We start from the raw sequence: 15,333 nt of genomic DNA on the forward strand, positions 1-15,333 counted from the left end.
CATAAAAAAAGAAACGAAGTACAATTACTACCTCGTTTCTTAACATTTCTTATTACACTTTAAATTTCCCAATCATCTCCTGCAATTCTTCTGCCATTTGCGATAAATGAACTGCTGCTGCATTGATTTCATCTACTGAAGCTAATTGTTCTTCTGAAGAACCAGCAATATTTTGAACGCTTGCTGCATTTTCTTCAATCGTAGCTGCAATTTCATTGATAGATGCACTAACTTGTTTTGCATCTACTGTCATTTGTTTCGCTACTTCTACCATGCTATCAATTTGTACAACAGTATCATCTGTAGACTTCAATATTTCAGCAAAGCTTTGCTTCGTTTCATTTGCAACTACAAGCCCTGATTGTACTTCTGTCCCAACCTGCTTCATAGAGCTTACTGTTTCTTTTATATCAAATTGTATCTCTTTCACTAGTTTTCCAATTTCCGTAGAAGACTGTCCTGATTGTTCTGCTAACTTTCGCACTTCATCTGCTACAATTGCAAATCCTCTACCTTGCTCTCCAGCTCTCGCAGCCTCAATCGCAGCATTTAATGCTAATAAATTTGTCTGCTCTGCAATATGTTGAATTACCTCAAGGATTGCTCCAATTTGTTTCGACTTATCATCTAACAAAACAATAACTTTATCTGATTGTGAAACAGACTCATGGATTAATTGCATTTGATTCACAGTTTGTTCAACTAACTTTCCACCATCTTCAGCCTTTTTCTTCGTATACATAGATGCTGTGGATACTAATGAAGAACTATCTGCAACACGCTGAATTCCTTCTGTAACTTCTTCTAATAACGTTGCGCCTTCTTCAACTTCTTTCGTTTGTATTTCAGCCCCGCTCGACACTTGCTCTATTGCTTGTGTAATTTGTTCCGTCGCTTCACTTGTCTGCTTCATGCTAGCTGTTAATTCTTCTGAAGATGCTGCTACATGACTTGCCGAAGTATTTATATTAGAAATGACATTCTGTAATGATGCCGCCATCTCGTTAAAGCTTTCTCCTAGCTGCCCAATTTCATCTTTAGAATGAACTGTAATTGATTCTGTTAAATCACCTTCACTAATTTTTTTAGATGATATAACAAGTTGTTTTAATGGTTTAATAATAGAAGCAATTATGAAGTAAATTAAAATACCACCGATTATTAATGAAATAACAATAACAGTTAGCGTCTTATAAAAAATAGGTTCAGCTGCTTCAATAATTTCTTTTGAAGGCATAATTCCTGCTATTTTCCATCCAGTTTTCTTATTCGTTTTAAAAGTAACATTACGATCTTCACCATCTAATGAATAATGAAAATCACCAGCTTCCTGTTTATAAAATTCCTTACTAAGTTTCTCTTCTAATTTCTCTCCTGGCTTCATTTTCGGATGTGCTACTACATTTTTATCTTGATCAAATATTGCTACATACCCTTTCTTACCGATATTAACCATCTTGGAAGTAGTAACAATATCATTAATTATTAAGTCAATCCCAAGGACGCCACTTTTATCCTCATTTTGTTTCGCTAATGTAATAACAATATTTCCTGTCGTTTGTGACTTATATGGAGCAGTTACAATTACCTCTCCGCTTTTCTTCACTGCCTCTTTATACCACTCTCTTTCTGTAGGATTATATCCGTCTGGCATCTGAATAGCTGGCGATTGAATAAATTGTCCATTACTAGATCCTGTATAGATTGCTTCCATTTCTGGATGTAATTTGTTGTATTCTTCTAGCTTATTTTGGATGTTTTGAATTTGGTCTGCTTGGTAACTTGATTGTGTGAATAATTTCGTAAAATAAGTTGCATCTACTTTTTTACTATCCAATTCCTTATTAATTACATTATCCAAAATTTTTATATTATCTTTCGCTGAGTTTACAATCGTTTCATTAAAATTCGTTTTTGCCTGCTGATAAGACGTCAAACCAATTACAATACTTGGAAGAATTAAAATGATGATAAATGATACAAGTAACTTTGTTTTTAAACTACTACGCCTTAATTTCCCTTGAAACATATTTCTACCCCTCCATACCGTTTTACACTTAATTCCTTTATATAAATCATACGATTCAAATGTATCAATGAGACTCTCTATCTCTTTTTTTCATCTCTTTCTACATTTAAAGGATTGATATATACCTTTTTCATTCTATATAAATTAAATAATTAAAACAATGTATAAAAATGTATATTATTCGAAATATTATAATTCACAGAAGAACCTCTAGTATTTCACCTACTAGAGGTTCTTCCCACTTTACTATTCTTTTTCTACTTCTTTTTTCTCATCTTCTACTACAGATACAACAGGCTTATCATTTGATAATTGTTGTACCGCTCCTTTTCCTGCAAATCCTTCTAATAACTCTTTTAAGTCAATGCCAGAAGAAGCTTTTAATGTTTCTTGCATCGTCGCCATTAAATCAGTCGCATAACCTGCAACTTTTCCAGCGCCGCTATTTTTACCACTGCCGCCTGTATCAACAACTGTAATTTTATCAATGTTGCTAAGTGGGCTTGCAATTTCTTTCGCATAACTTGGAAGCATTTTAAGTACCATATCCATAATTGCCGCTTGGCCATATAGCTCGAATGCCTCTGCAATTTTTTGTTTCGCTTCTGCTTCTGCTAAACCTTTTAACCTGATAACATCGGCTTCTGCTGTACCTTGTGCTTTTTGTACTTCCGCTTTCGCTTGACCTTGCGCTTTCTCAATTTCCGCCTTCGCTAAACCTTCTACACGTACTTCTTCCGCACGAGCTCTCGCTTCAGCTTCAATCTTATATTGATCCGCATCTGCCTTTTTAATTTGTTTTACTTTTTCTGCTTCTGCTGATTGCTCAACAGCGTAGCGATCTGCATCTGCTTTTTTCTTTACTTCTGCATCGTATTGCTTTTCACGACGCGCAATCTCTTTTTCTTCTAATTCAATTTGTTTCTCACGCTCAATGATTTTAACGCGCATTTGCTCTTCTGTAACACCTTGTTGCGCTTTCGCTTGTTGTAATTCGTAAGAAAGATCCGCATCTGCGCGCGCTTGTTCTTGCTCTCTCTTATAAGATTGTACTTTTAATTCTTTATGCTTTTCAGCTTCAGCAATCTGTGCATCACGTTGATACTCAGCTTCTTTCGCTTCTTTCTCTGCACGTGCTTTTTCAATACGTGCTTCTTTTTCACGCTCTGCATTCGCAACTGTTGCATCACGTTTAACCATTGCAATTTGTGGCTGACCAAGTGCATCTAAATAGCCATTCTTATCCATTATTTCTTTAATTGTAAAGGAAACGATGCGAAGACCCATCTTCTTTAAATCTGTAGAAGCCACTTCATGCACCTTTTGAGCAAATTGCTCTCTATTACTATACGCATCTTCTACTGTCATAGAAGATAAAATCGCACGTAAATGACCTTCTAAAACCTCTTTTGCTTCTATTTTTAACTCTTCTGTTTCTTTTCCTAAATATTGTTCAGCTGCTGTAGATACTTCTTCAATTGTTGATCCTACTTTAATAATAGAAACACCGTTTACTGTAATCGGTACACCTTGCTTCGTATACGTATCACGTGTACCAACTTCTAATTTGTAATTTAATAGGCTTAAAAGCTCTGCTCTTTGCATAATCGGAACCACGAAAGTACCGCCACCACGAATAATCTTAATCTTTTTCCCATCATCTGTGGTAACAACATTTTTCCCGCCACCAAGCCAGTTCCCTGTAACAATTAACGCTTCATCCGGACCAACTGTACGATACTTCGTAATGAATACTAAAATGAGTAGAAGTAAAATTGCGAGTAAAACTCCACCGATAATTAATGGAATCGTCATGTAAATTCCCCCTTATAATTTTGGTTTCTTTAAAGAATAAGCGATGTTCTGTACAAGCAAAACACCATCTTGGACTCCCTCAATAATAACTTCAGTTCCTTGTGAAATATCTTTTTTTCCAATTGTTTTAGCTAGGATTGCATTACTTCCAAATTGAGAGGAGATTAATACTTCACCAAATCCTTCTGTAGGAATTGTTGTAATGACTTCTCCCTTGCAACCAATGAATTCATCCATACGTTGCACAGTGTTTTGTTCAGCTTCTGCAATCGGCTTTAAAATTAATATTTTCATTATGAATACACCAATAAAGGATATAGCAAATGCAGCCCCAAAAATAAGAATGCTATTAAAGGAAAATAAATATTCTCCTATATAACTAAGTCCACATAACATGGCGAAAAAACTAAGTAATAACGTAACAACGGATACCGATCCGCCTCCAAAACTAAATATGGATTCAAATATATCTCCAAAAAAGATATAAATAACAGTGAGTATAGTAGCAATAATAAATCCGTATAAATAAATTGTTTCAAGTGGATAACCAAACAAGACCATTTCTTATCCCCCTTTCTTAAACAATCCTTTTTTTGTTATGTGTATGCCTCACCTCTTTCAAAGATTATCATTCTAAATTTTCAGTTATTTAACCTTTAAAGAAAAACCTGTAAGACAGGTACCTAAAAAAGAACAGGAGGAACCTATTGTGACAGGCTCCTCCTAGAAAATAACCGATATATTATATATCTATATAATATACTATTTTCCACAAAAAGTAAAGTTAAACATACATTGGAAAAGCGCTTATTTTACTGATAATTCGTATGTTCCATCGCCATTATCATATTTATATACATACAAGTAATACTTACCTGGTTTTGCATTAAAGTTTGCCTCTATATGATTTCCATTTGCTTGACCGTAAGCAGCATAATTTTGCATATCTGATTCATGGTGAAGTACCCATGTCATCCCGATTCCATACTCATTTAAAACGGAAATATCGATATCTTTGGCTGATGCTACATTAAATGTATAAACATCAGTGTGATCCCTGCCGATAAGGCTACCTTTTATAGTAGAATTTAGCCCAATACGATTTGCTTCCTCTGGACGATTATTTGGTTCTGATTCTGTTAAATTTCCATCTTTAACCGTAACAGTTGTTTCGCTTCTGCTCTCTTTTCCTTTATCATCTTTTACTATTAACGCTACTTTATAAAAACCTTCTCTTTCATATGCATGTACTGGATTAACCTCTGCACTTGTTCTTCCATCTCCAAAGTCCCATAAATATGAAACGATTTTTCCGTCTTCATCTTTTGAACCATCACTTTTAAATTGAATTCCTTCTTCTACAAGCCCATTATAAGGACCGTTTATATTAACTGTCGGAGCTTTATTTTCTCCGTCATCTTTTGCGATACCATGGAAAACTACATCATATTCAAATTGATTGGAACTATTCACACGGTAATTGACGAAATATGCTGTAACTGTTTTGTAGCCACTCCATTCTTTTTGTGCCAATTTTTCTAAAGCTTCATTGACTCTTTTACCCATTGCGTTCCAGTCTTCTGATTCACCTTTTGTTACACTACCTGTAAACGTGCCTTCTAATGTAAATGTATTAAAGAATTGAGACTCATGTTTTGTCATTTTTGCATCTTTCATAAGCAACATATCACTAATTTCTTTTTTCACTTCTGTTAATGATTTCGGTGCATGTTCAGCTAAATAATCATCTGTTACTTCCGGTACATTATACTTATCTTGATTATCAATTAGCTGCTGCATATACTCTTGATACTCTTTATTTAGTTTAGGATCTTTACTTAAAGTTTCACGATAGGCATCATAATTTTTCACGTCATTCGCACGAATTAAATCTTGAATTTTATCAAACGTTTCAAATTGATGTGTATATAAATAGGACTGCAGCGCAAATGAGTAGTTATAGAAATCCCAAGAACCATATTTAGCAAATAATGTGCGCTCTGCTGTATAACGGCTTGCAGGATCAGATGATAATCCACTAATGATGCTCTTTCTCGGTACTACATTATTCGTACGAGTAGATCCTGCGAAAAATTCTGCATTCCCTTCTTGGAACCAAGTTAACCTTTCATTTTGATACATATCTCCTCTTCCAAATAAACCTGGCACTTCATATCTCCCTTGAAGATAATGAGTAAATTCATGACGGAATAACTCTTCTAAACTATAAATACTTTGCTCTGGCGTACGCTCATATGTAAAGAATGTTCCTGTTTCTTCAATATAAATTCCACCGTTATTTGTTTCATACCCATACAATTGTCTGTTTAACTGATATTCGTCTGGAGTATTATAGATTACTATCGTTAATACGTCGTCTGCATTGCCTGGCTCTAACGCTTTGTCATTCCCAATTACACGATGATACTGCGCTTTTACTTCCTTTGCAGCCCAATATAGTCTCTTAATTTTTTCTTCTGATACTTTATCTCCTGCTTTAAACACAATAGATCCATCGTCGAATGTGTACGTTTTTGGTAAGTACTGTTCTTGTCCTTCTTTACGTATTTTCTCTAAATCTATTGTATTCCCGCTATAATCTTTCCCATTATAATTTGTTGTAATTTGTTCTACTGCAACAAAATACGGCTCACTTAAACGCGGGTACATATGCATTGCTTGTGTAACAACCTCTAAACCTTTATTTGGATTACTATGAAACTTCCCTAAACGACTAGCAAAATAAATTCCATTATTAACGAGCCACTTATTTTCTGGTGTTACTTCATTTAGAAGAGCAATACGATTTATTTCATTAATAAACCCATCTACTTTTCCGTACCACATTGTATCTTTTGCTTCTTTACGAGTTTCAAATAAATACGACTGCATATCATAATCAATACCTTGCATCATATCGTATACAGCTTGTCCTTTCATACGATCGTCTACGTATGTATGAAAATTATCATTATATTGTTTTAAAATATTCGATGCATATTGAACCGTTTCCACATCACTTGAAGCATTACTAATTAATTTACCATATGCAGATACGACTGCATCTTGCTCATCTGTACCGAGCTTAAAGTTTGGATTTGCTGCGATTGCCTTTAGAGCAGGTAAACATTTATCCTGGAAGCTTCTCTCATTTAAATCGCTTAATTCACTATTGTAAAATGCAAGATAAAAAGCTGAACGTAACACTTCCGTAAACGTTTGAATTCCTTTTGAATCATCTTTCGTAAATGTACTACCTCGATGAGCTAATTCATCTATAACTGCTTGCATTTTCCCTTTGTCTTTATAAAAAGCCTTTGCATCTTCATTGAACTGGAATAAGTCTGTAATTTGGTTCCACTTAATACTTCCTAACGTTTCAACTAATTCTTGATCATTCATTTTGTTTAAATCAGCCATTGAATAGCTTTCTTTAATTTGCTTAACTTCTGAGCTCTTCATAATAGATGCTGGTCGCTGTGAAAAGTCTCCTACTTTTAAACGTTCTTGAAACGATAATGTTTCCTCGGCTTTAGAAACGTGTCCAATCTCATCTACTGGTTTTTCAATTCCAACCGGTTTCGTTTTCAACACATTATATGGTACTTTTTCTTCTGCTGATACAGAAGCTTGAAGCGCCCCTAACGATAGAGCCATTGTACTAATACTAAGCATAACTTTATTGATCTTTGATTTCTTGTTCATATCCTTGCCCCCTATTTAAATATTCCATTCAAGAATTTAACATAAAATCTGGATACAACAATATAAAATGCAATATTTCATATTATTTCTCCCCATATTTTGTACATATCGTGAACAGCCTTACCTTTATCTAACCTCCAATAATTATGAATCTATAGCGATTAAACTGTCCTTTTACACACAATAAAAATCGAATTTTTTGACAATTAATCTTTTAATTGTTATGGTTAATATAATTGTTAACTTTATTAAACAAGGGTGGGATTCTATGATAAAAAAAGAAAACAGTGTATTTTATATCTCCATCTTGCTAACAACATTATTCATCATATGGGGAATTACCCCGGCAAGTTGGATACAAGGCTATGATTTACAAAGTGTTACATCTTCCTTAAACTCATTTATCCTCAATAAATTTGGATGGTTTTACTCTCTACTTATGACCGCAATGATTATTTTAGCCACTTATTTAGCATTTTCTAAGTACGGTTCTATTCGTCTTGGTAAAGATGGAGAAAAACCACAGTATAGTTATCCATCTTGGCTATCCATGTTGTTTGGAGCAGGAATGGGAATTGGACTCCTCTTTTATGGAATCACTGAACCGATTTCACATTTTACAGATCCATTAACAGGAAAAGCAGGTACAGAAGAAAGCGCCAAGCTCGCTATGCAATATTCATTTTTCCACTGGGGCCTCTTTCCATGGGCACTATACGCAATGGTTGCTTTAACAATTGCATATTTCACATTCCGCAAACAAAAAGGTAGCACAATTGGTGCTACAGTTACTCCATTATTTAATCGATCGAAAAATTCTCCTATCGGAAAAACAGTCGATATTTTAGCTGTTTTAGCCACAGTATTCGGTATTGTGCCATCTGTTGGGATTGGTGCTCAACAAATCGCCGGAGGATTAAGCTATTTATTCCCTTCTATTCATAACACTTTACTTACACAGCTCGTACTTATCGCCATCTTCGCTGTTTTATATTTAACGAGTGCACAAACTGGCTTAGATCGTGGGATTAAATATTTGAGTAACTTGAATTTCTCTCTTGCAGGTATTTTACTCGTCTCCTTTTTACTTTTAGGACCAACTGTATTTATTATGAAATATTTCACATCTACACTCGGTTCTTATATTGGAGCTTTACCTAGTATGGGATTAAATTTAGGAGCATTTAATGAAAAATCTTCTTCTTGGATTGAAAACTGGACTATTTTCTATTGGGGATGGTGGATCTCTTGGTCTCCATTCGTCGGTACATTCATCGCCCGTATTTCTAAAGGGCGTACAATAAAAGAATTTATTTTTGGAGTTGTATTAGTCCCAACTCTTATCTGTACATTTTGGTTTGCAGTATTTGGCGGCACCGCTATCCATATGGAAATGTTCCAATCGCTTGGAATAGCTGATGAAATTGCAAAAAATGGTACAGAGATTGGATTATTTGCTGTTATTTCACACCTACCATTCTCTACATTTTTAACAATTATCGGGTTAATTTTAGTAGCCACATTTTTTGTTACTTCTGCCGACTCGGCAACATTTGTTGTTTCAATGCAAACGAGTAACGGAAGTTTATCACCGAAAAATAGTTTAAAACTTATATGGGGATTAACAATCGCGATAATTGCAGCCATTTTATTACAAGCTGGAGGACTAAATGCACTACAAATAGCAGCTATAATTGCTGCGCTACCATTTTCTATCGTAGTCGTTCTTATGGTCATTTCGCTCTTTAAGGAGCTTCAAAAAGAAGATGTTAATTTACAAGCAAAAGAAGTTCCGCAAAAAATAAAGAAGGTTATGTAACGATTAGCACCTCTCCTAAAGAAGAATTCGGTCCTCAAATTAGTCCTGAATCCGTTATTACGGAAGGCGGCAAAGTAAACTAAATAAAACCCATTCGTATGAAATATACTTTTCATACGAATGGGTTTTTTACTCTATTATATAGTGTTGTAAACATGCTTTCTCCTCAAAACCTACTTTCTTGTACAACTTCATAGCACCATCATTATTCGTATTCAAACATAGTTCTATCTCTCTCATCCCTTGGAAAGAAAAAACATGCTGAATTGCAGCTCGTAATAAACACTCACCAATACCTTTTCCTCTACTCTCTTCAGCTGTTGCAATAAATTCGATATCCGCTTCTTGAAACTCCGGATTTACTTCAACGTATACGTAACCTTCTAGCCTATCATTCTCCACACTTACAAATAATTTATTCGTATTATTTACACGTTCGATAATTTCATTTCCTTCGTAATATGTATTAGGAAAAACGTTATTGTGTAAAGCGATAAACTGCTCAAATACTTGTGGTAAAGCTTCTTCCACATTACATATAGTATGTTGTTTCACACCACTATTACTTAACCTGAAAATACTATGTCGATCTTGTTCTTTAGCATGTAAAACCTTCATCAAATGGGCGCAATTATTATTTTCTACATGATAAAATCCATAAAATTTCTCAATATGAAAGGGCACATTTTCTATAAGCTCCTTCCACATATGTAAAGCAACTTCTCCCCAATTCTCCGTAATAATAAACGGTCCCCATATTTCTGCACATTTCTTTACTTCATCCACATCAAATCCTAATACACCAATTATTTTATTGTCCTCATAAGTAACAACAAAAGATTTCTCCCAACCTATATCAGAAAAATCATGAAGAATTGTATGTAACACCTCCTCTTTCTCATCTCCACAATAACCAACATGATGAGTAGCATCTTTATTCATACTTGCCATAAATGATGCAACCTCTTCAATCTTTAAAGTAGAACTAATATACATACCCTCTCCTCCTTCTCTAATATATTTACACTTTTTCTACCCATATCCTTTCTAATATAAAAAAGACGTTATCATAAGCACATTTCAAAATGAAATTGCTATGATAACGTCTTTTGAATAATCTTATAATAAGATAAAACGTTGTTTATTTTTTAAATATATTTCTTCTAAATACAAACATACTAAGTGCAGATAAAACTAATGCTAGGCCACCAAATAAAGATATATTATTTTCTTGTCCGCCTGTTGCTGCTAAAGATTTTTTACTTTCTTCTTTCTTCTTGCTAACTTGTTTACCTGATACATTTTCTTTCGCTGCTTGATCCGCTACTTCCTTTGCTTGTACAGGTACTTGTACCGCTTCATTTTTCTGAACAGTAGCTGTTCCTAGTTCATTTGAGCCTTCTGTTTGTTTCTCAACGTTTGCTCCTGACTCGTTTACATTTTCACCTTTTGTTACAGGTTCACTTGCTTCTACTTCCGCCTCTGGCTTACCTGTCTCTTCTTTCGACTTTTCTATTTCCGCCTCTGGCTTACTCGTCTCTTCTTTTGGCTTTTCTACTTCTGCCTCTGGTTTACTTGTCTCTTCTTTTGGCTTTTCTACTTCTGCCTCTGGTTTACTTGTCTCTTCTTTTGACTTTTCTACTTCCACCTCTGGCTTACTCGTCTCTTCTTTCGGCTTTTCTACTTCTGTTTCTGGTTTACTTCCTTCTTCCTTCGGCTTTTCTACTTCTGTTTCTGGTTTACTTCCTTCTTCTTTTGGCTTTTCTACTTCTGCCTCTGGTTTACTTGTTTCTTCCTTCGGCTTTTCTACTTCTGTTTCTGGTTTACTTCCTTCTTCTTTTTCCGGCGACTCAATTTTTTCTACAATATTTTGAGTTACTTCACCGCTGAACCGTATGCCAAGCCCATAATAACTCGTTCCATCAAAAGCAAACTCATATTTTTTCTCTCCTGGAGTACTCCACACAATTGTCCCCTCTTCTTCATTGAATGTTCCGCCTTCACTTTTCAGTGTAATATCCTCAAGAGGATTATCTTCCACATCATGAACAGGAATTTTCACTTCTTGATTCACTTGAGCATCTTCTAGCATAATTTTTTGTCTGCTAAGATCAATTGTAACCCACTGAGATAATTGAATAATTGGTTTTATATCACGAATTTCATTTCCAGCCAGTTTTAATTTAAAAAGATCTAACATAGAACTAAAAACTGTTATATCTTTAATTTTATTATCTGATAAGTCTAAAAATCTTAATTCTTTAGCTTTAGTTAATGGCGTTACATCCACTATTTTATTACCTTTAATTTCTAATTCATCCATTTTAGTTATTCCACTAATTTCTTCCAAGCTACTAATGTCATTATTGTTTATTATTAGTATCCCTAAATTTTTGAATTCCTGTATTCCTTGAAGAGATTCATTATTAATTTTATTGGCTGAAACATTTAACTTCTTCAATGAATTTAATGTAAATAATGGTTTTATATTTTGGTTGTTATTGTTGCTTATATTTAATACTGCAAGCTTTTCTAACTTAGCTAACGGCTCTAAATTTTCTATTTTATTATTCGCTAAATTCACTGACTTCAAGTTTTTCAAATTCGAGATAAAATCTATACTTTTCAACTCAAACTTTTCTAATGTCAGATCTTCTAAATTTGCCATATACTCTAATCCAGATAAATCTGTTATTCCATTATTCTGTCCATCAATTATTTTTAATGTTTTAACCTTTAATAAATCTTCTTTCGTGATAGGAGTACTCAAGTCTGTTCTATCTAAACTATGTTTATTAATATACTCTCTTAGTTTTTTATCTGGAATAACACTTAAATCTGCTTGCTTAGCAACTATTTTTTGAATGACTGTTCCATTGAAATGTACTTTATTCTTTGAAGAACCTGTTTCTAAATTGAACTCGTATACTTTCTCTCCAAGACTGTTCCATTTTACAAAACCATTATTATGTGTTCCACCCTCACTTATCCATCTAATATTTTGAAGAGATTCGCCACTTAAATCGTATACAGGAATCTTGATATCTTCATTTATTACTCCTTCATTTAAAAAGACTTTTTGTCTATGAACTTGAACTACAAAACGCTTTCCAAACTCTTGAATAGGTCTTACATCAGAAATTTCATTTGCACTTAAATTAAGTTCATATAAATGAGTTAGTTCACTAAGTGGTGATACATCAGAAATATAATTCTCTTCTAAATCAAGTGATTGTAAGTTTTTCAGTTTAGCTAACGGTGTAATGTCCCTAATTTCTGCATCTCTCACTGCAAGCTGAGTAAGGCTCTCCATTTTACTAATGGATTCAAGATTAGTAATGTTATTATTTCCAATCCATAATTCCTTTACATGATTTAACTGTTCAATTCCTGTTAAATCACTAATATTATTATTAGCTAAATACAACTTACCTAGAGACCCCATTGTAAATAACGGTTTAATATCTTCAATCTTATTACCGACTAAATCTAATGTTCTAACTTTTTTCAAGTTACTTAATGGATTTAAATCAATAATGTTATTATCTCTTAAAGAAAGAGATTGAATTTTATTCAGCCCAGCAATTGGCTCAATATTTCCAATTCGATTTGAGAAAAGATCTAAAGACTTCAAATTATTCAAATTAGCAATTGGAGATAAATCACTCACTTCAGATTCATGCAATCTAAAGGTTTCTAAATTTACCATATGCTCTAAACCAGCTAAATTATTAATACCCTTCCCAACATATACCTCTAGTTCTTTAATTTGTAGTGCATCGGCTTTCGTTATTGGTGCATTTATATCTTTTCGACCTAAAGCATTTTGATTAATGTATTGTTGTAATTTTTTATCCACTACTATATTTTTTGTCTCTTCTTTTTGTTCTTCTTTATTTTCTTTTTGTTCTTCCTGAACATGATTTTCTATGTTTGTAGTATTTACTTCAAATTGCACTTGATATTTCTCATTATATCCCATTGTCGGAATATAAATATGCATTTGCATATTATATCTTTTTCCTAATTCTCCAACTTCAAATCGAATAACCTTCGTCCCATTTTTCTTTTTATCCTCTGCTATTACTTTTACATCATGAAACACACCAGAAGTATGAATATCTTCTGTTTTCAAGTATTGGAAGAAATCACTATCACTTAACGTTGCTGTTACAATTTTCTTCCCATTCTTGATTGTTAATTTAGGATCTTTTATATAAACAGCTGCCATAGACTCTTCATTGGTTTTATCTTTATATGCTTTAATAACAGCATCATATGTACCATCTTCTAAAGCCTGTCCAGTTTTATTCGCCTCAATTGCGACAGCTGCTAACGCAGGTGTCGAATACACCGCAAACGGTAACGATAGCGTCGCCGCTATAATCATGGCATTTATATGTTTTCTTTTATTTTTTCTCAACCTTACATCTCCTCCAAAATATATAAATCAAAATGTAATCATATCTCGAATAAATGATAATGATTTTCATTTTCAATGTCAACTAGAAAAATAAAAAGTTTACAAAAAAATAACCCCCTTTTAAAGGGGTTATGCCATTTTCTCTCCTGATTCTTCTTTAAAAAAGCTTTTCATTGCATGGAATACATCTGCTTTTTGCTTTAAAATATAATATCTGAAATTCTCATCTTTAATATTTTTATAGGCTGACATAAGTGTACTGTGGCGGTTGTACTGGTTCACTTCCCCATACCCAAACATGTTACACTTCTTCATTAACTCTTCAACAAGTTTTACACATCTAGCATTATCTGATGTTAAATTATCACCGTCTGAAAAATGGAATGGATAAATATTATAGCGGTCTGGTGAGTATTTATTATCAATTAGCTCGAGTGCTTTTTTGTATACAGAAGAACATATCGTTCCGCCACTTTCTCCTTTTGAGAAAAACTCTTCCTCTGTAACTACTTTTGCCTCCGTATGATGGGCAATAAACTCAATATCTACTGTTTCATACTTCGTTCGTAGAAATCTCGTCATCCAGAAAAAGAAGCTACGTGCCATATATTTCTCCCATATTCCCATCGATCCACTCGTATCCATCATCGCTAATACAACAGCTTTTGAATCTGGCTTTAACACTTCATTCCAAGTGCGGAACTTTAAGTCTTCTTGGTGAATCGGATGAAAAGATGCTTTACCACGCATCGCATTTCGTTTATATGCGGAAATCATCGTTCGTTTCTTATCAATGTTTCCCCATAATCCGGTTTTTCTAATATCATTAAATTCAATATGTTCAATCCTGTTTTCATCCATCTCTTTTCTCTTTAAATTAGGCAGCTCTAACTCTTTAAAAAACGCTTGCTCTAATTCTAGAATAGAGACTTCAGCTTCATAATAATCTTCTCCAGCCGCATCCCCTGCTCCTTGCCCTTTTCCTGGTCCTTTTTGCTTTTGACCACCTGATCCATCTCTCGCAACGACATCACCAACTTTGCTATCACCATTTCCTTGCCCAACATGTTTATTTTTATCATAATTGTATCTAATCTTATACTCATCTAAAGAACGAATCGGTATTTTTACAACATCCTTGCCATTAGACATAACTATACTTTCCTCTGTTACAAGGTCTGGTAAATTATTTTTAATTGCCTCTTGTACTTTTTCTTGATGGCGTTGTTGGTCGTCATATCCTTTGCGATGGAGGGACCAGTTTTCCTGTGAAATCGTATAATTTGGTTGGTTTTCTTCACCCATTTCTTTCCCTCCTTACTGTAATTGTCTTCCTATATGAACAGCAAGCTAGAAATTTTGTTTTATACTGTGCAAGCTAGAATGAAAGGTAACTGCTCATCGAAAATCATCCCATAAACATATATAACGTTTTCATACAATACTCCGAGCATCCTAAACAAAATTTTGCCACTCACATACTAGAAAAACATTCAGCCGTTGATAAGAAAGAAACACAATGCATAGTTGCACACATTTTCA

8 protein-coding genes and 1 pseudogene are annotated in these 15,333 nt (G+C 33.9%); 1 reads left to right on the forward strand and 8 read right to left on the reverse strand.

Features of this window, described 5'->3' with window-relative positions:
- Positions 1–52: 52 nt before the first annotated feature.
- From QCI44_RS30665 to colA, 5 genes and pseudogenes are all read right to left on the reverse strand, one after another.
- The gene (locus QCI44_RS30665; RefSeq protein WP_437435397.1) at positions 53–1,000 is read right to left on the reverse strand and encodes a methyl-accepting chemotaxis protein; all 948 of its coding nucleotides are present in this window, start codon (positions 998–1,000) and stop codon (positions 53–55) included.
- A pseudogene (locus tag QCI44_RS30670) lies at positions 995–2,029 on the reverse strand (HAMP domain-containing protein); the annotation flags it as partial. The gene QCI44_RS30665 and the pseudogene QCI44_RS30670, both read right to left, overlap by 6 nt.
- A gap of 246 nt (positions 2,030–2,275) precedes the next feature.
- Entirely contained in the window at positions 2,276–3,844 is a 1,569-nt protein-coding gene (locus QCI44_RS25470) for a flotillin lipid rafts scaffold protein FloT (RefSeq protein ID WP_016089387.1), read from the reverse strand.
- A 12-nt stretch (positions 3,845–3,856) separates the two neighbouring features.
- A complete protein-coding gene (locus QCI44_RS25475; protein WP_016089388.1) occupies positions 3,857–4,405 on the reverse strand; it encodes an NfeD family protein in 549 nt (182 codons plus the stop codon).
- 246 nt (positions 4,406–4,651) lie between these two features.
- On the reverse strand, positions 4,652–7,549 hold the full coding sequence (gene colA / locus QCI44_RS25480) for a collagenase ColA (RefSeq protein WP_353811496.1): 2,898 nt from the start codon (positions 7,547–7,549) through the stop codon (positions 4,652–4,654).
- 268 nt (positions 7,550–7,817) lie between these two features.
- Between colA and opuD the strand changes: the two genes are divergently transcribed.
- Complete coding sequence (opuD, locus tag QCI44_RS25485; protein ID WP_016089390.1) at positions 7,818–9,368, forward strand: glycine betaine transporter OpuD; 1,551 nt, start codon at positions 7,818–7,820, stop codon at positions 9,366–9,368.
- A 129-nt stretch (positions 9,369–9,497) separates the two neighbouring features.
- On the opposite strand, the gene QCI44_RS25490 is transcribed toward opuD, so the two are convergent.
- The 3 genes from QCI44_RS25490 to yhbH all read right to left on the reverse strand — a co-directional run bounded on the left by QCI44_RS25490 (position 9,498) and on the right by yhbH (position 15,096).
- Positions 9,498–10,364 carry a GNAT family N-acetyltransferase gene (locus QCI44_RS25490; RefSeq protein WP_016089391.1) on the reverse strand — a complete coding sequence of 289 codons (867 nt, stop codon included), beginning with the start codon at positions 10,362–10,364 and terminating at the stop codon, positions 9,498–9,500.
- Between the two features lie 145 nt (positions 10,365–10,509).
- The gene (locus tag QCI44_RS25495; protein ID WP_353811497.1) at positions 10,510–13,791 is read right to left on the reverse strand and encodes a leucine-rich repeat domain-containing protein; all 3,282 of its coding nucleotides are present in this window, start codon (positions 13,789–13,791) and stop codon (positions 10,510–10,512) included.
- Positions 13,792–13,920: 129 nt separating this feature from the next.
- Complete coding sequence (yhbH, locus tag QCI44_RS25500) at positions 13,921–15,096, reverse strand: sporulation protein YhbH (RefSeq protein ID WP_016089393.1); 1,176 nt, start codon at positions 15,094–15,096, stop codon at positions 13,921–13,923.
- Positions 15,097–15,333: the final 237 nt, after the last annotated feature.

The organism is Bacillus cereus group sp. RP37 (genome assembly GCF_040459695.1).
Taxonomy (GTDB): Bacteria; Bacillota; Bacilli; order Bacillales; family Bacillaceae_G; genus Bacillus_A.

What these genes read in the sequence shown, in the direction of transcription:
- QCI44_RS30665 (WP_437435397.1), bottom strand. Translation starts at nt 1,000, where the DNA reads ATGGCGGCATCATTACAGAATGTCATTTCTAATATAAATACTTCGGCA.
- QCI44_RS25470 (WP_016089387.1), bottom strand. Translation starts at nt 3,844, where the DNA reads ATGACGATTCCATTAATTATCGGTGGAGTTTTACTCGCAATTTTACTT.
- QCI44_RS25475 (WP_016089388.1), bottom strand. Translation starts at nt 4,405, where the DNA reads ATGGTCTTGTTTGGTTATCCACTTGAAACAATTTATTTATACGGATTT.
- colA (WP_353811496.1), bottom strand. Translation starts at nt 7,549, where the DNA reads ATGAACAAGAAATCAAAGATCAATAAAGTTATGCTTAGTATTAGTACA.
- opuD (WP_016089390.1), top strand. Translation starts at nt 7,818, where the DNA reads ATGATAAAAAAAGAAAACAGTGTATTTTATATCTCCATCTTGCTAACA.
- QCI44_RS25490 (WP_016089391.1), bottom strand. Translation starts at nt 10,364, where the DNA reads ATGTATATTAGTTCTACTTTAAAGATTGAAGAGGTTGCATCATTTATG.
- yhbH (WP_016089393.1), bottom strand. Translation starts at nt 15,096, where the DNA reads ATGGGTGAAGAAAACCAACCAAATTATACGATTTCACAGGAAAACTGG.